The sequence below is a fragment of the Leclercia sp. CFBP8987 genome, assembly GCF_034044995.2.
GTDB classification, from domain to species: Bacteria; Pseudomonadota; Gammaproteobacteria; order Enterobacterales; family Enterobacteriaceae; genus Enterobacter; species Enterobacter tamurae.
Genome location: NZ_CM188255.1, coordinates 3,596,847 through 3,623,472, shown reverse-complemented (window position 1 = coordinate 3,623,472; position 26,626 = coordinate 3,596,847). Strand labels below are relative to the sequence as shown.

28 protein-coding genes are annotated in these 26,626 nt (G+C 56.2%); 19 read left to right on the top strand and 9 right to left on the bottom strand.

Translation table 11 applies throughout. The annotated features are described in order from the left end of the window. Positions 1-96: 96 nt before the first annotated feature. From SOM40_RS17395 to trxC, 3 genes are all read right to left on the bottom strand, one after another. Positions 97-2,760, bottom strand: a complete 2,664-nt coding sequence (locus SOM40_RS17395; RefSeq protein WP_320530411.1) for a bifunctional acetate--CoA ligase family protein/GNAT family N-acetyltransferase — start codon at positions 2,758-2,760, stop codon at positions 97-99. A 35-nt stretch (positions 2,761-2,795) separates the two neighbouring features. Then, the gene (locus SOM40_RS17390) at positions 2,796-3,494 is read right to left on the bottom strand and encodes a tRNA-uridine aminocarboxypropyltransferase (protein ID WP_106994550.1); all 699 of its coding nucleotides are present in this window, start codon (positions 3,492-3,494) and stop codon (positions 2,796-2,798) included. A gap of 71 nt (positions 3,495-3,565) precedes the next feature. Next, entirely contained in the window at positions 3,566-3,985 is a 420-nt protein-coding gene (gene trxC / locus SOM40_RS17385) for a thioredoxin TrxC (RefSeq protein ID WP_106994551.1), read from the bottom strand. Positions 3,986-4,191: 206 nt separating this feature from the next. Here trxC and SOM40_RS17380 point away from each other — a divergent pair, with 206 nt between their 5' ends. Further along, entirely contained in the window at positions 4,192-5,292 is a 1,101-nt protein-coding gene (locus SOM40_RS17380) for a tRNA/rRNA methyltransferase (protein ID WP_320530410.1), read from the top strand. 89 nt (positions 5,293-5,381) lie between these two features. On the opposite strand, the gene ung is transcribed toward SOM40_RS17380, so the two are convergent. Beyond that, the gene (gene ung, locus SOM40_RS17375) at positions 5,382-6,071 is read right to left on the bottom strand and encodes a uracil-DNA glycosylase (protein WP_166183406.1); all 690 of its coding nucleotides are present in this window, start codon (positions 6,069-6,071) and stop codon (positions 5,382-5,384) included. 314 nt (positions 6,072-6,385) lie between these two features. Between ung and grcA the strand changes: the two genes are divergently transcribed. Then, positions 6,386-6,769, top strand: coding sequence for an autonomous glycyl radical cofactor GrcA (gene grcA, locus SOM40_RS17370; protein WP_039029771.1), 384 nt, complete (start codon positions 6,386-6,388; stop codon positions 6,767-6,769). Positions 6,770-6,820: 51 nt separating this feature from the next. Here the strand turns inward: grcA and srmB are convergent, their stop codons facing one another. Next, positions 6,821-8,149, bottom strand: coding sequence for an ATP-dependent RNA helicase SrmB (gene srmB / locus SOM40_RS17365; RefSeq protein ID WP_106994554.1), 1,329 nt, complete (start codon positions 8,147-8,149; stop codon positions 6,821-6,823). Positions 8,150-8,281: 132 nt separating this feature from the next. On the opposite strand from srmB, the gene trmN reads away from it, so the two are divergent. Further along, positions 8,282-9,019, top strand: coding sequence for a tRNA(1)(Val) (adenine(37)-N(6))-methyltransferase TrmN (gene trmN / locus SOM40_RS17360; RefSeq protein WP_225758267.1), 738 nt, complete (start codon positions 8,282-8,284; stop codon positions 9,017-9,019). Here the strand turns inward: trmN and nadB are convergent. Then, positions 9,004-10,623, bottom strand: a complete 1,620-nt coding sequence (gene nadB / locus SOM40_RS17355; RefSeq protein ID WP_106994556.1) for an L-aspartate oxidase — start codon at positions 10,621-10,623, stop codon at positions 9,004-9,006. The genes trmN and nadB overlap by 16 nt on opposite strands. Before the next feature lie 348 nt (positions 10,624-10,971). Between nadB and rseD the strand changes: the two genes are divergently transcribed. From rseD to acpS, 12 genes are all read left to right on the top strand, one after another. Then, on the top strand, positions 10,972-11,049 hold the full coding sequence (gene rseD / locus SOM40_RS17350; protein WP_223263911.1) for a rpoE leader peptide RseD: 78 nt from the start codon (positions 10,972-10,974) through the stop codon (positions 11,047-11,049). After that, positions 11,046-11,621, top strand: coding sequence for an RNA polymerase sigma factor RpoE (rpoE, locus tag SOM40_RS17345; protein ID WP_032613187.1), 576 nt, complete (start codon positions 11,046-11,048; stop codon positions 11,619-11,621). Before rseD ends, rpoE begins: the two co-directional genes overlap by 4 nt. 31 nt (positions 11,622-11,652) lie before the next feature. Further along, positions 11,653-12,303, top strand: coding sequence for an anti-sigma-E factor RseA (gene rseA, locus SOM40_RS17340; RefSeq protein ID WP_106994557.1), 651 nt, complete (start codon positions 11,653-11,655; stop codon positions 12,301-12,303). Further along, a complete protein-coding gene (rseB, locus tag SOM40_RS17335) occupies positions 12,303-13,256 on the top strand; it encodes a sigma-E factor regulatory protein RseB (RefSeq protein WP_106994558.1) in 954 nt (317 codons plus the stop codon). The genes rseA and rseB overlap by 1 nt, the downstream gene beginning before the upstream one ends. Further along, on the top strand, positions 13,253-13,729 hold the full coding sequence (gene rseC, locus SOM40_RS17330) for a SoxR-reducing system protein RseC (protein WP_106994559.1): 477 nt from the start codon (positions 13,253-13,255) through the stop codon (positions 13,727-13,729). Before rseB ends, rseC begins: the two co-directional genes overlap by 4 nt. A gap of 183 nt (positions 13,730-13,912) precedes the next feature. After that, positions 13,913-15,712 (top strand): translation elongation factor 4, encoded by a 1,800-nt coding sequence (gene lepA / locus SOM40_RS17325; RefSeq protein WP_106994560.1) that lies wholly within the window; start codon positions 13,913-13,915, stop codon positions 15,710-15,712. Between the two features lie 17 nt (positions 15,713-15,729). Further along, on the top strand, positions 15,730-16,704 hold the full coding sequence (gene lepB / locus SOM40_RS17320) for a signal peptidase I (RefSeq protein WP_142486736.1): 975 nt from the start codon (positions 15,730-15,732) through the stop codon (positions 16,702-16,704). A gap of 223 nt (positions 16,705-16,927) precedes the next feature. Continuing rightward, the gene (rnc, locus tag SOM40_RS17315; protein WP_106994562.1) at positions 16,928-17,608 is read left to right on the top strand and encodes a ribonuclease III; all 681 of its coding nucleotides are present in this window, start codon (positions 16,928-16,930) and stop codon (positions 17,606-17,608) included. Further along, the gene (gene era, locus SOM40_RS17310; protein WP_106994563.1) at positions 17,605-18,510 is read left to right on the top strand and encodes a GTPase Era; all 906 of its coding nucleotides are present in this window, start codon (positions 17,605-17,607) and stop codon (positions 18,508-18,510) included. Before rnc ends, era begins: the two co-directional genes overlap by 4 nt. 11 nt (positions 18,511-18,521) lie before the next feature. Next, on the top strand, positions 18,522-19,229 hold the full coding sequence (recO, locus tag SOM40_RS17305; RefSeq protein ID WP_262673035.1) for a DNA repair protein RecO: 708 nt from the start codon (positions 18,522-18,524) through the stop codon (positions 19,227-19,229). A gap of 27 nt (positions 19,230-19,256) precedes the next feature. Further along, the gene (pdxJ, locus tag SOM40_RS17300) at positions 19,257-19,988 is read left to right on the top strand and encodes a pyridoxine 5'-phosphate synthase (RefSeq protein ID WP_106994565.1); all 732 of its coding nucleotides are present in this window, start codon (positions 19,257-19,259) and stop codon (positions 19,986-19,988) included. After that, a complete protein-coding gene (acpS, locus tag SOM40_RS17295; RefSeq protein WP_106994566.1) occupies positions 19,988-20,368 on the top strand; it encodes a holo-ACP synthase in 381 nt (126 codons plus the stop codon). The genes pdxJ and acpS overlap by 1 nt, the downstream gene beginning before the upstream one ends. On the opposite strand, the gene SOM40_RS17290 is transcribed toward acpS, so the two are convergent. Continuing rightward, the gene (locus tag SOM40_RS17290; RefSeq protein ID WP_106994567.1) at positions 20,365-20,625 is read right to left on the bottom strand and encodes a YfhL family 4Fe-4S dicluster ferredoxin; all 261 of its coding nucleotides are present in this window, start codon (positions 20,623-20,625) and stop codon (positions 20,365-20,367) included. The two genes, acpS and SOM40_RS17290, sit on opposite strands and share 4 nt — an antisense overlap. Before the next feature lie 56 nt (positions 20,626-20,681). Continuing rightward, positions 20,682-21,530 (bottom strand): MurR/RpiR family transcriptional regulator, encoded by an 849-nt coding sequence (locus tag SOM40_RS17285; protein ID WP_166183391.1) that lies wholly within the window; start codon positions 21,528-21,530, stop codon positions 20,682-20,684. Between the two features lie 118 nt (positions 21,531-21,648). Here SOM40_RS17285 and murQ point away from each other — a divergent pair, with 118 nt between their 5' ends. Genes murQ through tadA form a run of 4 tightly spaced genes read left to right on the top strand, consistent with a single transcriptional unit; the run spans position 21,649 to position 25,114 of the window. Next, the gene (murQ, locus tag SOM40_RS17280; protein WP_166183389.1) at positions 21,649-22,542 is read left to right on the top strand and encodes an N-acetylmuramic acid 6-phosphate etherase; all 894 of its coding nucleotides are present in this window, start codon (positions 21,649-21,651) and stop codon (positions 22,540-22,542) included. A 10-nt stretch (positions 22,543-22,552) separates the two neighbouring features. Then, positions 22,553-23,905: a PTS transporter subunit EIIC gene (locus SOM40_RS17275; protein WP_106994570.1), complete on the top strand. Its 1,353-nt coding sequence runs from the start codon at positions 22,553-22,555 to the stop codon at positions 23,903-23,905. A 3-nt stretch (positions 23,906-23,908) separates the two neighbouring features. Beyond that, the gene (gene yfhb, locus SOM40_RS17270; RefSeq protein ID WP_106994571.1) at positions 23,909-24,544 is read left to right on the top strand and encodes a phosphatidylglycerophosphatase C; all 636 of its coding nucleotides are present in this window, start codon (positions 23,909-23,911) and stop codon (positions 24,542-24,544) included. 30 nt (positions 24,545-24,574) lie between these two features. Beyond that, positions 24,575-25,114 (top strand): tRNA adenosine(34) deaminase TadA, encoded by a 540-nt coding sequence (gene tadA, locus SOM40_RS17265; protein ID WP_225758273.1) that lies wholly within the window; start codon positions 24,575-24,577, stop codon positions 25,112-25,114. On the opposite strand, the gene mltF is transcribed toward tadA, so the two are convergent. Beyond that, positions 24,996-26,552, bottom strand: coding sequence for a membrane-bound lytic murein transglycosylase MltF (mltF, locus tag SOM40_RS17260; RefSeq protein ID WP_146145531.1), 1,557 nt, complete (start codon positions 26,550-26,552; stop codon positions 24,996-24,998). The two genes, tadA and mltF, sit on opposite strands and share 119 nt — an antisense overlap. Positions 26,553-26,626 lie beyond the last annotated feature (74 nt).

Sequence of the window (26,626 nt, the reverse complement as noted above, 5' to 3'; positions counted from 1 at the left end):
TCTCTGTTCATTGAAGGATTATGTGGACTATGCAGACAACAGAAGCGGGCAATCATACCATCAGTGCCGTTTAAAGTGGTCAACATTTCCAGTACCTTACTCTTGTTTACCTGCCGACATCAGCGCCAGCGTCAACCCGACAATGCCGTCTTCCAGCTGAATATCAACGGTAAAGCCTAATTTTCGCGCCAGGGCGATCATGCCACGGTTGTTGGGCATAGTAATGCCGTTGAGGCGGATAAGTCCGTGATCTCGCGTATAACCGATCAGCTTTTCCAGTAACCGTCTTCCTAACCCCAACCCTTTTAGATCGGAGCGAACCAGCACCGCAAATTCTGCATCGACGTTATCGGGATCGGAGATAGCGCGCGTCACGCCAAGGATCTCATCGCCTTCATCAGTGCGGCGGACGGCAACAAACGCCATTTCCCGATCGTAGTCGATCTGCGTCATATTGGCTAAATCTTCGTGGGTAAATTCGTTGATTTCACTAAAGTAGCGATAGTACAGATCTTCTTTTGTTACCTGGGCAATAAAGCGCTGCAGCTGCGGTTCATCTTCCGGCAGAATGGGACGAAATAGCGACTGCTCGCCATTTTTCATCTCCACCCACTCCTCAAGCTGATGGGGGTAAGGGCGGATCGCCAGTCGGCTTTCGCGATCGCCGGTAAAGGCTGCCACATCCATCGTCACATCCAGCGCCGTCAGCTCGCTGCCGGAGGCCAGTAAAGGATGAATATCCAGGCGCTGGATTTCCGGACTGTCGACAATCAGGTTCGATACCTGCACCAGGAACTGGCTCAGGGCGGCGATATCCAGCGGCCGGAAGGCGCTGCGCCCGCGGATCTTCTTGCTCTTGATTGCCTGAATGACCAGATAACGGGCGAGGTTCATGTTCAGTGGAGGTAAGGCAACCACCGCCTGCTCTTCAGGGCGCCACTCCACGCCTCCTTCACCCAGCATGATCAGCGGGCCGAAGACCGGATCCTGTTCTACCACCACCCGTAGCTCCTGCGCACCCGCACGGTTGGCCATGCTTTGCACCAGCAGGCCGTGGATCCGTGCCTGAGGCCAGGTCATTTTAACGCGATCGATAATCGCATCTGCCGCCTGCTGAACTTCCGCCGCGGTGCGCAGGTACAGCATCACGCCCTGTACTTCTGACTTATGCGGGATATCGGGGGAGCGCAGTTTCAGCGCCACCGGATAACCAATCTGCTCGGCGATATGCACCGCTTCCGCGCTGTCGCTGGCGATCCAGGTCGGTAGGGTATGCATGCCAAAGGCGTTGAGGATCGGCTGCACCTCATGGGTATCCAGCGAACGCGCACCGTCATCAATGGCGCGTTGCAGCAGGGCCCGGGCATGTCCGGTATTGGCCGTCAGATTCCCCGGCAGCGCAGGTGTTTCCCGCAGCTGTTTCTGGTTACGCCGGTACTCCACCATATGCATAAAGGCGGTGATGGTGCCTTCCGGGGTGCGGTATGTTGGCAATCCCGCTTCGCTGAACAGGCGCCGCGCCTCCTGCGAAGAAAACTCACCGCACCAGTTGGTTAGCAGCGACACGTATTTCCCACGTGGATGCTTCTTCACGGCCTCAATCAATGAACGGGCGCTTTCGCTACCCGGCGCTGCAGCGCTTGGGGAGTGAATGACCATCAGGGCATCAAAATCCTGGCTTTCCAGCAGGATGTTGAGGGCGCTGATATAGCGATCGCTGTTGGCATCATCGCGCAAATCAAGGGGATTACCGGGCTCTACGCCGGGTGGAAGCGTCTCACGCAGGCGCTGGAGTGTCTCTTCGCTGAGCGCGGCCAGCTTCCCGTTGCGCAGCCAGAGCTCGTCCAGCGCCAGCGCGGCCGGGGCGGCACCGTTGCTGATGATCATCAGCCGCTCTCCCCGGAGCGGACGCATATGGCTCAGCGTTTCGACAGCGGAAAAGAGTTCGTGGGTATCCTGAACGCGCAACAGGCCGGCACGCTGGATGGCCGCATCCCAGGCCGGATCCATCCCCGAATGCGAATGCAGCAGACGCTGGGCGGCCGGGCTGCGTCCGCTTTTGATCACCAGAATCGGTTTATTGCGCGAGGCGCTACGGGCCGCCGACACAAAGCGTCGCGCATCGCTAAGATGCTCAAGGTAAAGCAGGATGGCGCTGGTTTTAGTATCGCGCGCCAGGAAATCCAGCAGCTCGTCGACATCAATGTCCAGCCCATCGCCCAGGGCGATGAAGTAGGAGAATCCCATCTCGCGCTGCTGGGCCCAGTCGAGGATGGTATTGGAGACGGCCGCCGACTGGGAGATAAAGGCCAGCTTGCCTTTACGTATCGGAACGGGAGAGAAACTGGCGTTCAACCCCTGCCAGGGGGCCAGCAGGCCAAGGCTGTTTGGCCCCAGGAGTCGCATCTGGTATCGCGCCGCGCAGGCCATCAGCTCTTTCTGCTGTTCAGGCGGCGAGGAGAGAATGATGCAGGTTTTACAGCCCTTTTTCCCCAGCGCCTCAAGGAGCGTTATATTGCGTCGGGCATGGGTACAGAGCACCGCGAGATCGGGGATAAAGGGCAGGCTGTCCACATCGGGCCAGGCCAGGACGCCCAGCACGGCTTTATACGCGGGCGTCACCGGCAGGATCGGGCCGTTAAAACCGCCTGCGAGCAGGTTTCGCATCATCAGGTAACCGGCGCGTTCGGGTTTCATCGACGCGCCGATCACGGCGATGGATTTGGGGCGGAGTAAGGCTTCTAACCCGCGCTGGCTCATACAAGTCTCCTGAAAGGGCGAGTGACCTGATGATTTTAAACGCTTTCCGGCTCCGCTGCTGTGATGCTTCCCGTACGAATGGGTTTTCCGGCCAGATAGCGTTCACGGAAAAGAGAGAAGTGATCGCCCAGCGCGTTCGCCGCCTGCACATCTCCCGCCAGATCCAGCAGGGCAATTGCCACTTCGGCGGTGCAGTACTGGCCGTCCGCATGGGCTTCCCGGAGTCGGTAATTTGAAACGCGCGACAGATCGACGGAGATAACCGGCAAAGCATCCAGATAAGGGCTCTTGCGGAACATCTTGCGCGCCTCGGTCCAGGTACCATCCAGCATGATAAACAGCGGCGGCTTTCCGGAAGGCGGAGCCGTCAGCACCTGACGCGTATCACCGGCATAGGAGGCCGGGAACACTACCATCGGTTGATAATCGGGGCTGGTGACGAGATCGAGCAGCGCCTGTGGCGGTTCAGTGCGTGACCACTGGAAGGCGATAGTATCCGGTAAAATATCCGCGATCAGCCGTCCGGTATTGCTGGGCTTCATCGGTTCAGTATCAAACATCACCAGACAAAAACGGCTTTCGGCATGGCTGGGGGTCAGGGTCGCGCACAGGCATTGCTTAAGCGGCAGCAGGCAACGCTGACAGCGACGAATGCGGTTACCACGGGCAAGAAAGGGGCGAGTCGCACGCGCCAGGCGTTCAGCGCGCAATTGCAGTACGGCGTTATCAGTCATGGGGGAGTGCGCAGAAAAAACGCCATTCTCGCAGAGGCGAGGGCGGGGCACAAGTTACGTGCCCCGGAATATCAGAGGGATTCGTTCAGCCAGCTATCAAACGGCGCTTTCGGGACTGCACCGTTCAGCATATCGACAACTTCACCATTCTTGAAAATCATGATGGTCGGGATGCTGCGAATGCGGAAGCGGGCGCTTAACTCACGTTCAGCCTCGGTGTTCACTTTTACGAAACGCATTTTCCCGCTACGCTCCTCAGCGACATCTTCAAAGATTGGCGCGAAGTTACGGCACGGGCCGCACCACGGGGCCCAGAAATCGACCACTACCGGCAGATCGTCCTTCAGCAGTTTATCCAGAGTTGCACCGGTAGCATTAATGACATCACCATCGAACAATTCATGACCGCAGCGTCCGCATTTTGCTCCATCATCAACTCGATCATCCGGAATGCGGTTAAGAGCCTGGCAGTTGGCACATACGGTATTCATAACTAACCTCAGGTAGAGCGGGGGGACAAATCGGCAACATGCCGGTTATGTTTCCAATATGTTACATATTATCAACGACCCTGTTTGAAACGACAATGCGTTTTATTCAATGAGAACAATAGTCACAGGCTTTTATACGAAGTAATGGCTATGCGCGGGTACATCGGGTAATCTGCGCGCTTCGCGCAGCGCTGGTGGAGAAAAGCATGAACGACGAACTGAAAAACAAAAGCGGCAAGGTCAAAGTGATGTATGTCCGCAGTGATGATGACTCTGATAAACGCACCGAAAATCCGCGTACCGGAAAAGGTGGCGGGCGTCCAGGGCCATCTCGTGCAGACGGTGGCCGTCGCCCCGCCCGCGATGAGAGAAACAGCCGCGGTGATGACCGCAAACGCGACGATCGTAAACGTGACGACCGTAAGCGTGATGATTTCAAACGCGACGACTTTAACCGCGATGCGTCCCCATGGCGTACCGTATCCCGCGCGCCAGGCGATGAGTCCAAAGCGCCTGTCGATCACGGCAGCATGGCCGGTAAAGCGGTTATTGATCCGGAAGTGATCCGCCGTCAGCGCGCGGAAGAGACCCGCGTTTATGGCGAAAATGCCTGTCAGGCCCTGTTCCAGAGCCGTCCGGACTGCATCGTGCGTGCCTGGTTTATCCAGAGCGTCACGCCGCGTTTCAAAGAAGCGCTGCGCTGGATGGCGGCTAATCGCAAAGCCTACCACGTTGTAGACGATGCAGAGATCACTAAAGCGTCTGGCACCGAACACCACGGTGGCGTCTGCTTCCTGATTAAGAAACGTAACGGGACAACCGTTAAGCAGTGGGTCAGCCAGGCTGATGAAGATGACTGCGTACTTGCCCTGGAAGACGTAGGCAACCCGCACAACCTCGGCGCGATGATGCGCAGCTGCGCCCATTTCGGCGTGAAAGGGGTACTGTTGCAGGATGCGGCTCTGCTGGAATCCGGTGCGGCAATCCGTACGGCAGAAGGCGGTGCGGAGCACGTTCAGCCGATCACTGGCGACAGCGTACTGGAAGCGATTGAGCAGTTCCGTAAAGCAGGCTATGCCATTGTGACCACCTCCAGCCACAAAGGTACGACGCCGCTGTTTAAAGCGGCGCTGCCGCGTAAAATGGTGTTGGTTCTGGGTCAGGAGCGTGATGGTCTGACCGATGCGGCACTTTCCAGCGCCGATCTGAGCGTCTCTATTGATGGCACCGGCAATGTAGAAAGCCTCAACGTATCCGTTGCGACCGGCGTTCTGCTGGCGGAGTGGTGGCGTCAGAACAAAGCGTAATCCCGCTTTGTCTGTAGACCGGGTAAGGCGAAGCCGCCACCCGGCAATATGCCCGGTGGCGCTACGCTTACCGGGCCTACATATCTTATCTACTCACTTTCAGCCGGTAACTCTGGCATCCAGTCAATTGGCGTTTCGCCCTGTTTCTCCAGCCATTCATTCGCTAGCACAAAATGATTGCAGCCAAAAAAGCCGCGATGCGCTGACAGCGGTGATGGGTGCGGTGCTTTCAGGACATGATGACGCTGGGTATCAATGATCGCCCCTTTCTTCTGCGCGTGCGATCCCCACAGTAAAAATACTACCCCCTCCCGATGCTGATTAATCAGGCTGATGACTTTATCCGTAAATGTCTCCCAGCCGAGACTGGCATGTGAATGCGCCTGTCCGGCGCGAACCGTCAACACGGTGTTGAGCAACAGTACGCCCTGACGCGCCCAGCTTTCCAGATAGCCATGCGCAGGCCGGGTAAAGCCGGGGACCGAGGCTTCCAGTTCTTTATACATATTCAGCAGGGAAGGAGGGGTAGCCACGCCCGGACGCACGGAAAAGGCCAGACCGTGCGCCTGACCCGGTCCGTGATAAGGATCCTGGCCCAGGATCACCACTTTGACATCGGCCAGCTCGGTAAAACGAAAGGCATTAAAGACGTCTTTCTGAGGCGGATAGATGGTGGTACCGGACTCACGTTCAGCGGCTACCGTATTCAGGGTGTTGACGAAATAAGGCTGCTTTTTCTCATCGGCCAGTACATCGTGCCAGGTTAAAGGTGTTGTCATCTCGCTCTCCTGCGAATTTTCTCTGTCCCTAGCTTAACTGCTTATGACGAGGGCGCAAAATTGCCGGGGGAAAAAGGTCATCTTACTGAAAAATATTTAAAAAATTACGACGTTTTTTGAATTCTGGCTTTGGGGAAAATTGATATAAAACAATAATCTCCCGCTATCACCCTTTTTATTGTGTGGTTTTTATTGATTTAAGTCAAAGAATGCCGAGGGGTTGACTGATATATATACACTCAAGCAACAATGGTTTTACCAATTGCCCTAAACAACGGGCGACACCCAATAGTGTAGTTTAAGGGAGGCATCACATGATTACTGGTATCCAGATTACTAAAGCTGCAAACGACGACCTGCTGAACTCTTTCTGGCTGCTGGACAGCGAAAAAGGCGAAGCGCGCTGCGTATGTGCAAAAGCAGGCTTTGCGGAAGATGAAGTTGTTCAGGTTAATGCCCTGGGCGAGATCGAATATCGCGAAATCCCAATGGAAATCAAACCGGAAGTGCGTGTGGAAGGCGGTCAGCATCTGAACGTTAACGTACTGCGTCGCGAAACACTGGAAGACGCCGTTAAGCATCCGGAAAAATATCCGCAGCTGACCATCCGCGTTTCTGGCTATGCTGTTCGTTTCAACTCACTGACTGCAGAGCAGCAGCGTGACGTAATTGCCCGTACCTTTACTGCCAGCCTCTAATCGCTGTCAGTATGCAGATAACAAAACGCCGGGTTAACCCCGGCGTTTTTTTTACTCTTCTTTCTGCGAAGCTGGCTCGCTGCCGCTTGGCTTACGACGCTTGCCTACGTTCTTAGCATCACGGTGGCGTTGCTTCACGCGTGGTTTTTCTTTTTCTTTCTCTTTTTTCTCTGCACGCTTAGCGAGTACTTTCTTCGACGGCTTACCCGTCATTTTTTCGCTTGGCGGACGCGTCGTCGGGCGCAGTTCATCAATCACGCGCGCTTTCACCGGCTCGTCGATGTAGCGGCCCACTTTCTGCAGCAGCAGATAGTCATGCGCCTCTACCAGAGAAATCGCCGTGCCTTTCAGGCCTGCACGTCCGGTACGACCGATACGGTGGAGGTAGACATCTCCGCTGCGCGGCATGTCGAAGTTAATCACATGGCTTACTTCAGGAATATCAATACCACGCGCCGCCACGTCGGTGGCAACCAGCACATTTACGCGACCTTCAGTCAGGCGTTTAATCCCTTCGGTACGTTTAATCTGTGCCATCTCGCCTTCGAGATAACAGTTGTTAATCCCTGCGGCACGGAGTTGTTCAGCCAGTTCATGCACACGCTCGCGTTTACGTACAAAGACGATGGTACGCGTCGTATCATCCTGTTTTAACAGGTGCTTAAGTAACTCGAGCTTATGCTCGTAGTTATCGGCACGATAATACCACTGGTGAATTTTTTTGCGCTCACGCGTGGACGGCGTGGCAGAGACCTCAGCCGGATCGTCAAGCAGACGCTCAGCGAAGTCCTTAATGGCATCACCTTCAAGCGTCGCAGAAAACAGCATGGTCTGTTTGCGCCAGCGGGTTTCGCCTGCGATGTGTTCAATATCCTGCGCGAAGCCTAGCTCCAGCATGCGGTCCGCTTCATCCAGAATCAGCGTTTCAACAGCACGGCAGTCAAAGTTTTCTTCTTTGATGTACTGCATCAAACGTCCGGTGGTAGCGACCACGATATCCTGGTTCTCACTGAACACTTCGGCGTGGTTCATGTAGGCCACGCCACCGGTGATGGTCGCGATATCCAGATGGGTATTGGCGGCCAGTTCACGCGCATGCTCCGCAACCTGAACGGCTAACTCACGTGTCGGGGTCAGAATAAGGATACGCGGTGGGCCGGATTTCTTGCGTGGAAAATCAATCAGATGCTGCAAGACGGGCAGCAGGTACGCCGCTGTTTTACCGGTGCCTGTCGGCGCTGAACCGAGTACGTCGCGGCCTTCTAACGCAGGCGGAATGGCTGCCGCCTGGATGGCAGTCGGGCGTGTGAAGCCTTTATTCTGGAGGGCTTCCAGAAGGCTTTCGTCGAGTTCAAGTTCGGAAAAAGTCGTTACAGTCATGTTCTACCTCTGTGTGGGGCGCTGATTATAGACGTTATGGCTGCGATCTTCATCTGTTTGTGTGGATATCCCTTTTCCGTCGTTACGCTTTCCCCTATGCTACACCCGTTTCATTTTGAAGGTTGCTCTGACATGTCTCAACTCAAAGCGCAGTTGCGCCGCGATGGTTTTACCTTTAAGCAGTTCTTTGTCGCGCACGATCGCTGTGCGATGAAAGTCGGCACTGATGGCATTTTACTGGGGGCATGGGCACCGGTAGCGGGCGTTAAACGTATCCTCGATATTGGCAGCGGCAGCGGATTATTAGCGCTGATGCTGGCTCAGCGTACCGGGGAGTCTGTTACCCTGGATGCGGTTGAGCTGGATCCACAGGCGGCCGAACAGGCGGCGGAAAACGTGGCTGAATCACCCTGGGCTGCTCGTATCACTCTCCATTGTGCGGATGTACTTACCTGGGCGCCAGAGCAAACGGCTCGCTATGACTTAATTGTCAGCAATCCTCCTTATTATGAACCCGGCGTCGGGTGCGCAACGCCCGAGCGCGATCAAGCTCGTTCAACCGGCTCCCTCGATCACAGCGCACTGTTAGCCTGTGCGGCGGCGTTGATCACTGAAGAGGGCTTTTTCTGCGTGGTATTACCGGAAAGCGCGGGCAGTACGCTTATTAATAATGCTCTGGAGATGGGGTGGTATTTGCGCCTGCGCACCGATATTGCTGACACGGACGGCAGACTGCCGCACCGGGTGCTGGTGGCGCTGTCGCCGAAAGAAGGGGAGTGCTTCAGCGACAGGATGGTGATCCGTGGGCCAGACCAGCGTTATTCCGAAGATTACACGGCGCTGACCCACCCGTTCTATCTGTTTATGTGAGCCAGCGGCGAGAGCACCGACGGCCCGGAATGCTCAAGCTGTTCCGGGTAGTCGAGCGTGTAATGCAGGCCGCGGCTCTCTTTACGCATCATTGCGCAGCGCACTATTAACTCAGCCACCTGAACCAGATTACGTAACTCCAGCAGGTTGTTCGATACGCGGAAGTGGGCGTAATACTCGTCAATCTCCTGCTGTAGCATTGTAATGCGGCGCAGGGCACGCTCCAGTCGCTTGGTAGTGCGCACAATCCCGACGTAATCCCACATAAAGAGGCGCAGCTCGTGCCAGTTATGCTGGATCACCACCAGTTCATCCGGGTTTTCCACGCGACTCTCATCCCAGGCAGGCAGGTTTTCCGCCTGGCGGGCATAAGGCATACGCTTTGAGATATCTTCTGCCGCCGACCAGCCGTAGACCAGGCACTCCAGCAGGGAGTTAGATGCCATACGGTTGGCGCCATGCAGACCGGTATAACTCACTTCGCCGATGGCATACAGACCGTCGACATCGGTCCGGCCATGATCGTCCACCATCACCCCGCCACAGGTATAGTGCGCTGCGGGCACCACAGGCATCGGCTCTTTGGTGATGTCGATGCCCAACCCCAACAGTTTTTCATAGATGGTCGGGAAGTGCTGACGCACAAACTCTTCGGGCTTGTGGCTGATATCCAGATACATGCAGTCCACGCCCAGGCGCTTCATTTCATGATCGATGGCGCGGGCCACGACATCACGCGGGGCCAGCTCGCCTCGCTCGTCGAAGTCCGGCATAAAGCGCGTGCCGTCGGGGCGTTTCAGGTGCGCACCTTCACCGCGCAGGGCTTCGGTAAGCAGGAAATTGCGGGCCTGAGGGTGGAATAACGCGGTGGGGTGGAACTGATTAAATTCCAGGTTGGCTACGCGACAACCTGCACGCCAGGCCATCGCAATCCCGTCGCCTGAGGAGATATCCGGGTTGGTGGTGTACTGATACACCTTAGAGGCACCGCCCGTTGCCAGCACCACCGATTTGGCGCGGCAGGTTTCTACCGTCTCTTTATTACGGTTCCAGACCCAGGCACCCACGACGCGGCGCGTGCCCGGCAGGCCAATCTTGTCGGAAATGATCAAATCCACCGCATTGCTGCGTTCCAGTACCTGGATATTCGGATGACTCAACGCCTGGCTCACCAGCGTTGTTTCCACCTCTTTACCGGTAGCATCCGCAGCATGCAGGATACGGCGATGGCTATGGCCGCCTTCCCGGGTCAGGTGGTAACTCTCTTCCCCGTTGGGCTGCACATGCGTATCAAACAACACACCCTGATCGATAAGCCACTGCACACAGTGACGGGCGTTACTGGCGACAAACTCCGCGGCGTGTTTATCCACGATACCGCCGCCGGCAATCAGAGTATCTTCCACATGCGAGTCGATACTGTCCGTTTCATCAAACACAGCGGCAATCCCGCCCTGTGCATAGAAGGTGGAGCCTTCGCTGATGGGACCTTTGCTGAGGACAATCACTTTCTGGTGTGAGGCAAGTCGCAGCGCCAGTGAAAGGCCAGCGGCACCGCTGCCGATAATCAGTACGTCACAGGAGAGTTCAGAAATTGCGTTCATGATGTGTGTTTAATTTACTAAACAATGTTTGGCCAGCATAGCACCCGATTGCGATGAATCGCACGTTTTTTTTAAGCTGGGTTGCAATGGCTAAACAGGGCGTCTGGCGCGGACAGACACAAAAAGAGCGAAAATATTTTGCGAAGCAGATCGTTAGCTTCAGATTATGTGGTGAAATAAAGCCCGTCTTGCGGTACCCTGCAAGCGGTAAAATGCCAATTCTTATCAGAAACTGGGTGCGTTTCAGTATCAGACTTATAATGATAGAAAATGAACAGTCTGCGACGCGATTAACAAAAACAAAGGCGTGACGGAACTTTTCGAAAAAAAGACCCTCAAAGCAACTGCTTGCTCACAGTGCAGTGTTTGGAGTGGCGTTTCGATAACGCGTGGATTTTAGGTTTGGGGAGACATTACCTCGGATGAGCGAGCAGTTAACGGACCAGATTCTGGTTGAACGGGTCCAGAAGGGAGATCAGAAAGCCTTTAACTTACTGGTGGTGCGCTACCAGCATAAGGTGGCGAGTCTGGTATCCCGCTATGTACCCTCAGGGGATGTTCCTGATGTGGTGCAAGAATCTTTTATCAAGGCCTATCGCGCGCTGGAATCTTTCCGGGGAGATAGTGCTTTTTACACTTGGCTGTATCGTATTGCGGTCAATACTGCCAAGAACTACCTCGTCGCTCAGGGCCGTCGTCCGCCTTCAAGCGATGTTGACGCCATCGACGCAGAAAATTTTGAAAGCGGCGGCGCGTTAAAAGAAATTTCGAACCCTGAGAACTTAATGTTGTCAGAAGAACTGAGACAAATAGTTTTTCGCACCATCGAGTCGCTCCCGGAAGATTTACGCATGGCAATTACGTTGCGGGAGTTAGATGGCCTGAGCTATGAAGAGATAGCCGCTATCATGGATTGCCCGGTCGGTACGGTTCGCTCACGAATTTTTCGTGCGCGAGAAGCTATTGATAATAAAGTTCAACCGCTAATCAGGCGTTGACGATAGCGGGATACTGGAAAAGGTATTAGGCATGCAGAAAGAACAACTTTCCGCTTTAATGGATGGTGAGACGCTGGACAGCGAGATGCTCAACGAGCTCTCTCGCTCTCCTGAGATGCAAAAAACCTGGGAGAGTTATCATCTCATCCGCGATACCTTGCGCGGTGATACCAGCGACGTCCTCCATTTCGATATCTCAGCTCGCGTAATGGCTGCCATCGAGAATGAACCTGTTTCTCAGGCCACTCCGCTGATTCCTGAAGCCCAACCGGCACCGCACCTGTGGCAGAAGATGCCTTTCTGGAACAAAGTGCGTCCCTGGGCGAGTCAACTGACGCAAATGGGCGTCGCTGCGTGCGTATCGCTTGCAGTTATTGTTGGCGTCCAGCAGTATAACAATCAATCTGAAGTGAGCCAGCAACCTGAAGCGCCAGTGTTTAACACACTGCCGATGATGGGCAAAGCCAGCCCGGTAAGCCTGGGTATTCCTTCTGATGCATCGGCAGGCGCCGGTCAGCAGCAGCAGGTACAAGAGCAACGCCGTCGCATTAATGCGATGTTGCAGGACTACGAATTGCAGCGCCGTCTGCATTCCGAGCAACTTCAGTTTGAGCAGGCGCAAACCCAGCAGGCTGCTGTGCAAGTGCCTGGAAACCAAACTTTAGGAACGCAATCGCAGTAATGAAGCAACTTTGGTGCGCCATGTCTCTGATGGCGGGTAGCCTGTTGTTCACTGTCAACGCCTCGGCTGATGTATCGTCCGGGGCGTTGTTACAGCAGATGAACCAGGCCAGCCAGTCACTCAACTATGAGCTGGCTTTTATCAGTATCAATAAGCAGGGTGTAGAGTCGTTACGCTATCGCCATGCCCGTCTTGATAAACAGCCGCTTGCCCAGCTTTTGCAGATGGATGGTCCGCGCCGCGAAGTCGTGCAGCGTGGCAATGAAATCAGCTATTTTGAGCCGGGTCTTGAACCCTTTACGCTGAACGGCGATTACATCGTTGATTCGCTGCCTTCGCTCATCTATACCGACTTCAAACGGCTTGCCCCTTACTACGATTTTATCGCCGTAGGTCGTACCCGCATCGCCGATCGGCTATGTGAAGTACTGCGTGTGGTTGCAAGGGACGGAACGCGTTACAGCTATATCGTCTGGATGGATGCGGAAACAAAATTACCCATGCGGGTTGATCTGCTGGATCGTGATGGCGAGACGCTGGAACAGTTCCGGGTGATCTCCTTCACCATTGACGATCAGGTCGGCAACAGCATGCAGAATCTGGCAAAAGCCAACCTGCCGCCGCTGCTCTCTGTGCCGGCAGGCGATCCCATCAAGTTTAACTGGGCACCAGACTGGATCCCTCAGGGCTTCAGTGAAGTGTCCAGCAGTCGACGTCAGCTGCCGACGATTGATACCGCGGTTGAATCCCGTCTTTACTCCGACGGTCTGTTCAGCTTCTCGGTTAACGTCAATCGGGCAACACCGGTCAGCGCCGATCAGATGTTGCGTACCGGACGCCGCACCGTGAGTACCAGCGTGCGTGATAACGCCGAGATCACCGTGGTGGGCGAACTGCCGCCGCAGACGGCGAAACGCATCGCCGACAGCATTAAATTCAGGGCCGGACAATGATCAAAGAGTGGGCAACTGTCGTTTCATGGCATGAGGGCGTTGCGCTGGTTCACTGTGACGTTAAAGCGTCCTGTAACAGCTGCGCCTCCCGCGCCGGTTGCGGAAGTCGGGTGCTGAACAAACTCGGGCCGCAAACATCACATACCATTAGCGTGCCCAGCACAGAGCCGCTGGTGACAGGTCAAAAAGTCGAGTTAGGGATCGCCGAAGGCAGCCTGCTCGGCTCGGCGATGCTGGTCTATCTCTCTCCGCTGGTGGGGCTGTTCGCCCTGGGCGGTCTATTCCAGGTGCTGTTTGGTACCGATCCTGCCGCGATGTGCGGTGCAGCCCTGGGGGGCGTGGGTGGCTTTTTACTCGCCCGCGGCTTTTCGTCCAGGCTTGCCGTGCGCGAGGAGTGGCAGCCCGTTATTCTCAGCGTCGGCTTGCCCCCCGATCAACTTCGTGTCGAAATGCTCTCTTCTGAAGCCCGGTGATGTCACCGGGCTTTGTTTATTTACATCTCATAAAAGAAAACGCCGGATCTAAGCGCTAAGCTTGCTGGAAGAGCATTTCCCGGTGAAGGAGATGTAGTGTAGAATGCTGCGTTTTCGCACTGAAAAACGTCAGGCTATGAACAGCGGCCTCCAGGAATTCGTAAGGCATAATTATTTAACTATATGAAGAACATACGTAACTTTTCGATCATTGCTCACATTGACCACGGTAAGTCGACGCTGTCTGACCGTATTATCCAGATTTGCGGTGGCCTGTCTGATCGTGAAATGGCAGCCCAGGTACTGGACTCCATGGACCTGGAACGCGAACGCGGTATTACCATTAAAGCGCAGAGCGTTACGCTCGACTATAAAGCGTCTGACGGTGAAACCTACCAACTCAACTTTATCGACACCCCAGGCCACGTTGACTTCTCCTATGAAGTATCCCGTTCGCTGGCGGCCTGTGAAGGCGCGCTGCTGGTGGTTGATGCCGGGCAGGGCGTAGAAGCCCAGACCCTGGCCAACTGCTATACCGCGATGGAAATGGACCTTGAAGTGGTGCCGGTTCTGAACAAAATCGACCTGCCAGCCGCCGATCCTGAGCGCGTAGCGGAAGAGATTGAAGATATCGTCGGTATCGATGCCACGGACGCTGTGCGCTGTTCGGCAAAAACCGGCGTCGGCGTTCCCGATGTGTTGGAACGTCTGGTGCGTGACATCCCGGCCCCGGAAGGTGACGCTGATGCGCCACTGCAGGCGCTGATCATCGACTCCTGGTTCGATAACTATCTCGGCGTTGTCTCATTGGTGCGTATCAAAAACGGCACCATGCGCAAAGGCGACAAAATTAAAGTGATGAGCACCGGACAGGTCTATAACGCTGACCGTCTGGGGATCTTCACGCCAAAACAGGTTGACCGTACCGAGCTGAAATGCGGCGAGGTAGGCTGGCTGGTTTGCGCCATTAAAGACATTCTCGGCGCACCAGTAGGCGATACCCTGACACAGGCGCGTAACCCGGCAGATAAAGCGCTGCCAGGCTTCAAAAAGGTAAAACCGCAGGTTTACGCGGGTCTGTTCCCGGTCAGCTCTGACGATTACGAGAACTTCCGTGACGCGCTCGGCAAGCTGAGCCTGAACGATGCCTCCCTCTTCTATGAGCCAGAAAGCTCAACGGCGCTGGGCTTCGGCTTCCGCTGTGGCTTCCTCGGCCTGCTGCACATGGAGATCATCCAGGAGCGTCTGGAGCGTGAATACGATCTGGACCTGATCACCACCGCCCCGACGGTAGTCTACGAAGTAGAGACCACTTCGAAAGAAGTTATCTACGTCGACAGCCCATCCAAGCTGCCGCCGCTGAATAATATTCATGAGCTGCGCGAGCCGATCGCGGAGTGTCACATGCTGCTGCCGCAGGAGTTCCTGGGTAACGTCATCACGCTGTGTATCGAAAAACGCGGCGTGCAGACCAACATGGTTTACCACGGTAACCAGGTTGCGCTGACCTATGAAATCCCGATGGCGGAAGTGGTGCTCGACTTCTTCGACCGTCTGAAGTCCACTTCCCGCGGTTATGCGTCCCTGGATTACAACTTCAAACGCTTCCAGGCCTCTAACATGGTGCGTGTGGATGTGCTGATCAACAGCGAGCGCGTTGATGCGCTGGCGCTGATCACCCACAACGACAATGCCCCGTACCGTGGTCGCGAGCTGGTCGAGAAGATGAAAGAGCTCATCCCACGCCAGCAGTTCGACATTGCGATTCAGGCGGCCATTGGCAACCACATCATCGCCCGTGCGACGGTGAAACAGTTGCGTAAAAACGTTCTGGCAAAATGCTATGGCGGTGACGTCAGCCGTAAGAAAAAGCTGCTCCAGAAGCAGAAAGAAGGTAAGAAGCGTATGAAGCAGGTCGGTAACGTCGAGCTGCCGCAGGAAGCGTTCCTCGCCATTCTGCACGTGGGTAAAGACGGAAAATAATCCTATAAGGAGTTGGCATGGCGAACATGTTTGCCCTGATCCTGGTGATTGCCACCCTGGTGACGGGGCTGTTGTGGTGTCTGGATAAGTTTATCTTTGCCCCGAAACGCCACGAACGTCAGGCTGCCGCACAGGCGGCCACGGGCGACCAGTTGGATGCGAAAACCCTGAAAAAGGTCAGCCCGAAGCCGGGCTGGCTGGAAACCGGCGCTTCCGTCTTTCCGGTGCTGGCGATTGTGCTGGTGGTGCGTTCGTTTATCTATGAACCTTTTCAGATCCCATCCGGTTCGATGATGCCAACGCTGCTGATCGGTGATTTTATTCTGGTGGAGAAGTTTGCCTACGGCATTAAAGATCCGATCTATCAGAAGACGCTGATCGAAACCGGTCATCCGAAACGTGGCGATATCGTGGTGTTTAAATATCCGGACGATCCGCGTCTGGATTACATCAAGCGCACCGTCGGCGTGCCGGGCGATAAGGTGACGTATAATCCGGTCTCGAAAGAGGTGACGGTTCAGCCAGGCTGCAGCTCCGGTACGGCGTGCGGAAGCGCGCTGGCGGTAACCTACTCCGGCGTTGAGCCAAGTGATTTCGTGCAGACGTTTGCCCGTCGCAACGGCGGCGAAGCCACCAGCGGATTCTTCCAGCTGCCAAAAGGCGAGACCAAAGAGAACGGTATTCGTCTGAACGAGCGTAAAGAGACGCTGGGTGATGTAACGCACCGTATCCTGACCGTCTCCATCGCTCAGGATCAGCTGGGGATGTACTATCAGCAGCAGGGACAGCAGCTGGCGACCTGGATTGTGCCACCGGGACATTACTTCATGATGGGTGATAACCGCGACAACAGCGCGGACAGCCGTTACTGGGGCTTTGTGCCGGAAGCGAATCTGGTTGGCAAAGCGACCACCATCTGGATGAGCTTTGAGAAACAGGAAGGCGAGTGGCCAACCGGCGTACGGTTAAATCGTATTGGCGGCATCCATTAATTCCTGATAAATGAGCACGTAGTCTCTTTAATTAGAGGCTACGTGAATTATTTCAGTGATAAATCTCTTCTGACTAACGACAACCCCTGTCGTTGCGTATAGAATATTCCCCCGAAGTTTAAGGTTGGCGCTGATTCAGTGCCACGGCACACGAAACCGCGTTGGCTCCCTCAGGACGGTTTCGTGTGCTGCATTTTTGACGCATTTATTCTATTGGTATCGCATGAACCCCATCGTAATTAATCGGCTTCAACGGAAGCTGGGCTACACTTTTCAGCATCAGGAGTTGTTGCAACAGGCATTAACCCATCGCAGTGCCAGCAGCAAACACAACGAGCGACTCGAATTTCTGGGCGACTCCATTTTAAGTTTTGTTATTGCGAATGCGCTTTATCATCGTTTCCCGCGTGTGGACGAAGGTGATATGAGCCGCATGCGCGCAACGCTGGTACGTGGCAATACGCTCGCCGAAATTGCCCGTGAATTTGAACTGGGTGAGTGCCTGCGACTCGGGCCTGGCGAACTGAAAAGCGGCGGCTTCCGTCGTGAATCTATTCTCGCGGATACCGTCGAAGCGTTAATCGGTGGTGTTTTTCTCGACAGCGACATCCAGAAGGTTGAGCAGCTGATCCTGAACTGGTATCAGTCGCGCCTGGATGAAATCAGCCCGGGTGATAAACAGAAAGATCCAAAAACCCGTTTGCAGGAGTATCTGCAGGGTCGCCATCTGCCGCTGCCATCCTATCTGGTGGTGCAGGTTCGTGGCGAAGCACACGATCAGGAATTTACCATCCATTGCCAGGTCAGTGGCCTGAGTGAACCGGTGGTTGGCACAGGTTCAAGCCGTCGCAAGGCGGAACAGGCTGCCGCCGAACAGGCGTTAAAAATGCTGGAGCTGGAATGAGCGAAGAAAAGAGTTACTGCGGTTTTGTTGCCATCGTCGGACGTCCGAACGTAGGCAAATCAACCCTGCTGAATAATCTGCTGGGACAGAAGATTTCCATCACCTCCCGCAAGGCGCAGACCACCCGTCACCGTATTGTCGGGATCCATACCGAAGGAGCGTATCAGGCCATTTATGTCGATACCCCGGGTCTGCATATGGAAGAGAAACGCGCCATTAACCGTCTGATGAACAAGGCGGCGAGCAGCTCTATCGGAGACGTTGAGCTGGTGATTTTCGTGGTTGAAGGCACCCGCTGGACGCCGGACGACGAGATGGTGCTGAACAAGCTGCGCGACGGCAAAGTGCCGGTGATCCTCGCGGTCAACAAAGTTGATAACGTGCAGGAAAAAGCCGATCTGCTGCCGCATCTGCAGTGGCTGGGTAGCCAGATGAACTTCCTCGATATCGTCCCGCTCTCTGCCGAGACCGGTCTGAACGTGGATACCATCGCAGGCATCGTACGTAAGCATCTGCCGGAAGCGATTCATCACTTCCCGGAAGATTACATCACTGACCGTTCTCAGCGCTTTATGGCGTCTGAAATCATCCGTGAAAAGCTGATGCGTTTCCTCGGCGCTGAACTGCCATACTCTGTGACCGTGGAAATCGAACGTTTCCAGACCAACGAGCGCGGCGGGTATGACATCAACGGGCTGATCCTCGTTGAGCGCGAAGGGCAGAAGAAGATGGTGATTGGCAACAAAGGCGCCAAGATCAAAACCATTGGTATCGAAGCCCGTAAGGACATGCAGGAGATGTTTGAAGCTCCGGTTCACCTTGAACTGTGGGTGAAAGTGAAATCTGGCTGGGCCGATGACGAGCGCGCGCTGCGTAGTCTTGGTTACGGCGACGACGTTTAAGTCACTAAAACGTGGATGGATGGCAAAGAGCCTTTGTCCTTCACAGCCGTCCGTGGAGCGAAACCAGCCTGATGCTGGACCTCTTCACGGAAGAGTCAGGCCGCGTGCGCCTTGTTGCCAAAGGCGCACGTTCAAAACGTTCTAATCTGAAGGGCGCGCTACAACCCTTCACACCGCTGCTGGTACGCTTTGGCGGACGTGGGGAAGTCAAAACCCTGCGCAGTGCCGAAGCCGTCTCTCTGGCGCTCCCCCTCTCTGGTATTACGCTGTACAGCGGTCTGTATGTGAACGAGCTGATCACGCGCGTTCTTGAACATGAAACCCGCTTCTCTGAACTCTTTTTCGACTATTTGCACTGTCTGCAGGCGCTGGCAGGCGTTACCGGCTCGCCTGAACCGGTGCTGCGTCGCTTTGAGCTGGCGTTGCTCGGGCATCTGGGATACGGCGTCGATTTTTTGCACTGTGCGGGTAGCGGCGATCCGGTCGAAGACGCCATGACCTACCGCTATCGCGAAGAGAAGGGCTTTATCGCCAGCGTCGTTATCGACAACAGCACCTTCACCGGACGGGATCTGCGGGCGCTGGCGGAGCGCGAGTTTCCCGACGTCAGCACCCTGCGGGCGGCAAAACGCTTTACCCGCATTGCGCTCAAGCCGTATCTTGGTGGCAAGCCCCTTAAGAGCCGCGAATTATTCCGGCAGTTTGTGCCGAAGCGTTAACGAATCAAAAGAAAACCGAGGATTGTCATGGCTGAATTACTGTTAGGCATCAACATTGACCACATCGCCACCCTGCGTAACGCGCGCGGGACGGCATATCCCGATCCGGTTCAGGCGGCATTCATTGCCGAGCAGGCGGGCGCCGATGGCATTACCGTGCATCTGCGCGAAGATCGTCGTCATATCACCGATCGTGACGTACGTGTCCTGCGCCAGACGCTGGATACGCGCATGAACCTGGAGATGGCGGTCACCGAAGAGATGCTGGCGATTGCCGTTGAGACCAAACCGCACTTCTGCTGCCTGGTGCCGGAAAAGCGTCAGGAAGTGACCACCGAGGGTGGGCTGGACGTGGCTGGTCAGCTGGATAAGATGCGTGATGCCTGCAAACGCCTGGCGGATGCCGGGATCCTGGTGTCGCTGTTTATCGATGCCGATGAAGCGCAGATTAAAGCCGCCGCCGACGTGGGCGCGCCGTTCATCGAGATCCATACCGGCTGCTACGCTGATGCCGAAGACGACGCCACCCGGGCGAAAGAGTTGGATCGCATCGCCAGAGCGGCCACCTATGCAGCGGGCCTCGGCCTTAAGGTCAATGCCGGCCACGGCCTGACCTACCATAACGTCAAAGCCATTGCCGCCATTCCGGAGATGCACGAGCTGAACATCGGCCATGCGATTATCGGTCGTGCAGTGATGAGCGGCCTGAAAGAGGCGGTGGCTGAGATGAAACGCCTGATGCTGGAAGCGCGCAAGTAATGGCTATCCTCGGCTTAGGCACGGATATCGTTGAGATTGACCGTATCGAAGCGGTGATTGCCCGTAGCGGCGATCGCCTTGCCCGCCGGGTGCTCAGCGATAACGAATGGGCCATCTGGAATACGCACCAGCAGCCGGTGCGTTTTCTGGCCAAACGTTTTGCGGTGAAGGAGGCGGCGGCAAAAGCCTTCGGCACCGGGATCCGCAACGGCCTGGCGTTTAATCAGTTCGAAGTGTTTAACGATGAATTGGGTAAACCGCGCCTCAGGCTGTGGGGCGAGGCGTTAACGCTGGCGGAAAAGCTGGGCGTGGCGCATATGCACGTCACGCTGGCGGATGAACGCCATTACGCCTGTGCCACGGTGATTATCGAAAGTTAAATCTTGTCCGCGTGGTGCATCAGGACAAACTTGTCCCACAGTTGCTCTTCGGATTCAGAATGTGCCGGATCCTTCAGGATGGTATTGGGGATAGGGCACACCTTCTGGCAGGTTGGCGTCTCGTAATGGCCAATGCATTCGGTGCAACGGTCGCTGTTAATCTCATAAATGCTGTCCCCCATCGAAATCGCCTGGTTCGGGCATTCAGGTTCGCACATATCGCAATTGATGCATTTTTTGGTGATTAACAGCGCCATCAGGAAATTCTCAGAAACAACACAAACAGGGCGGGCATTATACGCTCATTCCCTGTTCAAACCAGTTTTTTTACCAGCGCCTCACTGTGGCGAATGCGTTCCGGAGCCCGCTCCAGATCCTGTTGAACCAGCGCCATGAACAGCAGGTCGGTCAGCAGCATCTGCGCGCTGGTGGAGGAGATAGCCGCGCTGCGGGTGGCCTGCTCTTCGGCAATGGTGTAAAGACAGCGGGTGGCCCGCTGCTGCAACGCGTTGGGGGTAAAGCCGGTGATCGCCAGAATTTTCCCGCCCACGCGCAGGGTTTCATCGGCGGCAAGGTTAATCTCCCGACGTTCGCCGGAATAGGAGATAGCCAGCAGCAAATCGTCAGGCGCCATCGCCTGCACGGTGGCCAGCAGGGCATGCATATCCTGTTCGACAATGGCGATCAGGCCGATCTTATTCAGCTTCCAGCCAAAATTGCGCGCCACCAGCCCGGACGCGCCGATCCCGGTGAGGATCACCCGCCGGGCCGCGTGCAGCATGGCGACGCTCTCCAGCAGTTTCTCCTCGCTGTTCACGTCCAGCGTGGCGTGCATCGCCGCAACTTTCTCCTTGATCAGCTTTTCGCCCACCAGGCGCATCGGATCGTCGCCGCGGATCTGGTTGTGCACCGGCATGGACTGCGGATTCGGATTGCTGGCCAGGGCTTCACTCAGCGCCAGCTTCAGCGCCGGAAAACCTTTAAAGCCAATTTTTTGCGCGAATTTCACCACGCTGGACTGGCTCACGCCCGCCTCGCTTGCCAGCTGCTGGGAGCTTAAATGGCGGGCACGATCGGGCTGGGTAAGTAAAAAGTCCGCCAGTTTTTTATCGCTCTGGGCAAAGCCCGCGTATCGCTGGCGGATACGAATTAAACAGTTCATAAAGACTCCTGGCGAAATGTGATGACTGCAGCAAATGCGAATTCTGCTCGCCTGAATGAATTTTATATTCCATTATAATGCGACTATTATGAATTAAAAATTCTTGAGGCACAAAAAAATGAATCTCGGCTCACTGGTATCAGAATCCCGCAATCCACAGACCCTGGATCTCGACGCGCTCTCCACGCTTGACCTGGTTAATCGCTTTAACCAACAGGATACGCTGGTCGCGCAGGCAGTGAAAGAGACATTACCCGAGGTAGCGAAAGCCGTGGATGCCGCCGCCGCCGCGCTGAAAGCGGGCGGGCGTATCATCTACATGGGAGCGGGCACCAGCGGGCGTCTTGGCGTGCTGGACGCCTCTGAATGCCCGCCAACCTTTGGCGTGCCGCATGGCCTGGTCATCGGCCTGATTGCCGGTGGACCGGGAGCGCTGCTGAAAGCGGTGGAAGGGGCCGAGGACAGCAAACAGCTCGGCGAAGACGATCTTAAAGCTCTCAACCTGACCGCGCAGGACCTGGTGGTCGGGCTGGCAGCCTCCGGGCGCACGCCGTACGTGATTGGCGGCCTCGAGTACGCGAACCAGACTGGCTGCACCACCGTGGCAATCTCCTGTAACCCGGGCTCACCCATTGCCCAGGTCGCTGCAATCGCCATCTCGCCGGTTGTCGGCCCGGAGGCGTTGACCGGCTCCACCCGCCTGAAATCCGGCACCGCGCAAAAGCTGGTGCTGAACATGATCTCCACCGGGGCGATGGTGAAGTTTGGCAAGGTTTACCAGAACCTGATGGTGGACATGAAAGCCACCAACGTGAAGCTCATCGACCGGGCCTGCCGCATGGTGGTGGAAGCCACCGGCACCACCCGTGACGAGGCGGAAGAGGTGTTGAAACAGACCGGGTATGACGTCAAACCGGCCATTCTGATGATCTTAAGCGGGCTGGATGCCGCAGCCGCGCGCGCCAGACTCGACGCGCATCAGGGATTCTTACGTGCGGCATTAGAAAACTAAAGAGGCGTACATGGAAAAAACAGCAGCCCTCGCCAGCGATATCCTTGCGGGTATTGGCGGGGAGAACAACATTCTGCGTCTGGAAAACTGCATGACGCGGGTGCGGGTGGAAGTTCAGGATGATGACAAGCTCGATCTGGCGCGGCTGAAAAAACTGCCCGGGGTCAGCGGCTACGTGAAGCAGGGGGAGCAGCATCAGCTGATCGTCGGCCCTGGCAAGGCTGCGCAGGTCGTGGACGCCATGCGTTCCCTGATGGGCGGGGCGGTGATGGATGATGCCGAGCGTACCAAAGCCCAGGTGAAGGCCAAATACAAAGCCCCGATGAGCGACGCGCTGCGCCAGCTGGCCAACGTCTTTATTCCGCTGATCCCGGCCTTTATCGCCTCGGGGCTGATCACCGGGATCATCAATATCCTGAAACGCCCGGACATTGTTGGCGACTTCGCGACCCACTATCCAAACCTGCTGGGGATCCTCGGCATTTTCGGCAGCGCGGTCTTTGCCATCATGAACATTCTGGTGGGGGTCAACACCGCCAAAGTGTTTGGCGGCTCGCTGGCGATGGGCGGGGTCATGGCGGGGATCCTCTCCAGCCCACAGCTGGCGCAAATCACTCTGTTTGGTGAAGCGCTGCAGCCTGGGCGGGGTGGGGTGATCGCCGTGCTGCTGGTGGTGGTGTTGATGTGCTGGATCGAGAAACGGCTGCGCAACCTCCTGCCGGGCTCGCTGGAGCTGATCTTTAATCCGCTGCTGACAACCTTAATCACCGGCAGCGTGGCGATTATCGCCCTGCAACCGCTGGGTGGCGTGATCTCGGAATCCATCGCCCATGGCGCCTCCTGGGCTATCGATCGCGGTGGCTTCCTCGTGGGCGGGGTACTGTCGGGCACCTTCCTGCCGCTGGTGTTGACCGGCTTACATCAGGGCCTGGTGCCGATCCACGTTGAGCTGGTGCAGGCGCATGGTTACAACGCGCTGCTGCCTATTCTGGCGATGGCCGGTGTCGGGCAGATCGGCGCGGCAATTGCGGTGCTGATGAAAACCCGGAATGAACGCCTGAAAAAGGTCATCAAAGGGGCGCTGCCGGTCGGGCTGCTGGGGATCGGTGAACCGCTGATCTTCGGCGTGACCCTGCCGCTGGGCAAGCCGTTTATCGGTGCCTGTCTTGGTGGTGCGGTCGGTGGGGCGCTCATCAGTTACTGGAAAGTGGCGACCGTTATTACCTTCGGTATTTCCGGATTACCGCTGGCATTAACCATCGTGACCGGAAAAGTCATGCTCTATCTGTTAGGCTATCTGGTAGCGGTTATCGCCGGGTTCCTGTTTACCTGGCTGTTAGGGTTTACTGATCCAGAGGAGTAAGGTTTGGCCAATCACGAGCGTCGCGTAGTCTTTTTTGATCTGGACGGAACGCTGCATCAGCAGGATATGTTCGGCACATTTATGCGCTATTTACTGCGCCGACAACCCCTGAATGCCCTGCTCGTGTTGCCTCTGTTACCCATCATCGGCGGCGTGTTGCTGGTTAAAGGCCGCGCCGCCCGCTGGCCGATGAGCCTGCTGCTGTGGGGCTGCACCTTCGGCCACAGCGAAGCGCGCCTTAAACAGCTGGAGAAAGAGTTTGTCAGCTGGTTTCGCGGGCATGTCACCGCCTTCCCGGTGGTGCAGGAGCGGCTCACCAACTACCTCAACGCCAACGATGCTGACATCTGGCTGATTACCGGCTCGCCGCAGTCGCTGGTGGAGCAGGTCTATTTCGATACCCCCTGGCTGCCACGCGTCAACCTGATCGCCACCCAGATGGGGCGCGCATACGGTGGCTGGGTGCTGACCATGCGCTGCCTCGGCCACGAGAAGGTGGTGCAGCTGGAGAAGAAAATTGGTACCCCGCTGCGCCTCTACAGCGGCTACAGCGACAGCAAGCAGGATAACCCCCTCCTGTACTTCTGCCAGCACCGCTGGCGCGTCACCCCCCTTGGCGAACTTCAGCAACTGGAATGATTTTGTGATTATGCATAGCGGGTGTGTATAATGCGCCCGCTTTTCAGACTGGAGTATGCTGCGTTGTCCGACCTTGAACTTAATCATGAATACTGGATGCGCCATGCGCTCCAGCTTGCCAAACGCGCCTGGGAAGAGGGTGAAGTCCCGGTGGGCGCCGTGCTGGTCCACAATAACCAGGTGATTGGCGAAGGCTGGAACCGCCCGATTGGGCGTCACGATCCCACTGCCCATGCCGAAATTATGGCTCTGCGCCAGGGCGGTCTGGTGCTGCAAAACTACCGCCTGCTGGATACCACCCTCTATGTCACGCTCGAACCCTGCGTGATGTGCTCCGGCGCCATGATCCACAGCCGAATCGGCACGGTGGTGTATGGCGCGCGGGATGAAAAAACCGGGGCGGCAGGTTCGCTGCTGGATGTGCTCAGACATCCCGGCATGAATCATCAGGTCAACGTGATGGGCGGGGTGCTGGCACCAGCGTGTTCGGAGATGCTAAGTGAGTTCTTTCGAATGCGGCGTCAGCAGAAAAAGCAACAAAAGGCAGAATCGAAGTTATCGGGCGAGTAAGTTCATCCGGCGATACCACCGGATAACTTTGCGCCAGCTGCTGGGCCGCCTGCGCCTCTCTCTCTTTCTCCATCAGATACCCCACCAGGCTTATCTGGTATTTGCGGATATTCTCCACGTAGGCGTACGCCTCGTGCCCACGCGCATAGCCATAGGTTAACTTGCTGTAATACGGCTTCAGGCTCAGCATCGGCAGGCGCTGTTTGACGTCTGCCCAACTGTTGGGGTTGCCTTTGGTTTTGGCCGTCAGGGCGCGGGCGTCGATCATATGGGCATAGCCCATGTTGTAGGCCGCCAGCGCAAACCAGATCCGCTCCTCTTCCGGTACTGTCTCCGGCACCTTATCCATCATCGCCTGCAGATAGCGCGCCCCGCCGCTGATGCTCTGCTCGGCATCGGTACGGTCGGTCAGGCCCAGGCTCTGGGCGGTGTTTTTGGTCAGCATCATCAGGCCGCGCACCCCGGTGGGTGAGGTGGCGAGGGCATCCCAGTGCGACTCCTGATAGGAGATAGCGGCCAGCAGGCGCCAGTCGATCTCCTGGGCGTACTTCTCAAACAGCGGCTGCAGATCCGGCAGCACATTATCCACCGCCCGCAGGAAGCTGCGGGTATCGACATAGTCAAAGTCATCCCCATGGCCGAGGTATTTCTCCTCCAGACGCGCCAGGGTGCCGTCCTCATTCATCCCGTTGAAGAAATCGAGCATCGCGGCAGAGAGCGTCTGGTCACCATCGAGCGGGCTGAACCAGGTGACGGGCTGCTCGTCAGTGACGTCCAGCGCCACTGCCAGTTCAGGATGAACACGCTGGAACAGGCTGATGGCTACCGAGTCTGCGATGGTGTAGGGCAGTTTGCCGTCGATGACCTGCTGCAGCAGCGCCGTAGTGCCGAGCTTCTCATCCACCGTCCAGTTGAGGTCAGGGTACTTCTTCTCTTTCAGCGCCCGCAGGTCGTCAATCACCACATGCCCCGGGGCGACGGTGAGCTGTTCAGCGCTGAGGCTGGCAAGGGTGCGCGGGCGCAGGCTGCCGACGCGATAGACCAGCTGCTGCGAGACGGAGTAATAGGTGGGGCCAGGCTGATAGTTTTTGCTGCGCTCGCTGTTATAGACCAGTCCGGCGGCCAGCATATCGGCCTTGCCATTATCCAGGTCGTCAAACAGCTGGCTGATGTTCTGGCGCACGGTGATCCTGAGCTTAACGCCCAGATAGTCAGCAAAGTGCTGTGCCAGCTCGTAGTCCAGGCCAATCGCTTTGTTGTTGATGGCGCTGTAGGTCAACGGCGAGGAGAGGGTACTGACGCGCAGCTCCCCCCGCGCCTGAATGGCGGCGATGCGATTTTCGGCCTTGCCGAACCAGGGGATTGAAGGCCAAAGGGCCGCTGCCAGCAGCAAGGTTACGATGCCGATGAACAGATAATTAATCTTTAATTTTTTCAATAAGTTGATTCTATGCGCTGTCTATTATTCTGCTTTGTCGTCGCCACAGTAAAAACAAGTATTACCAAAGATTT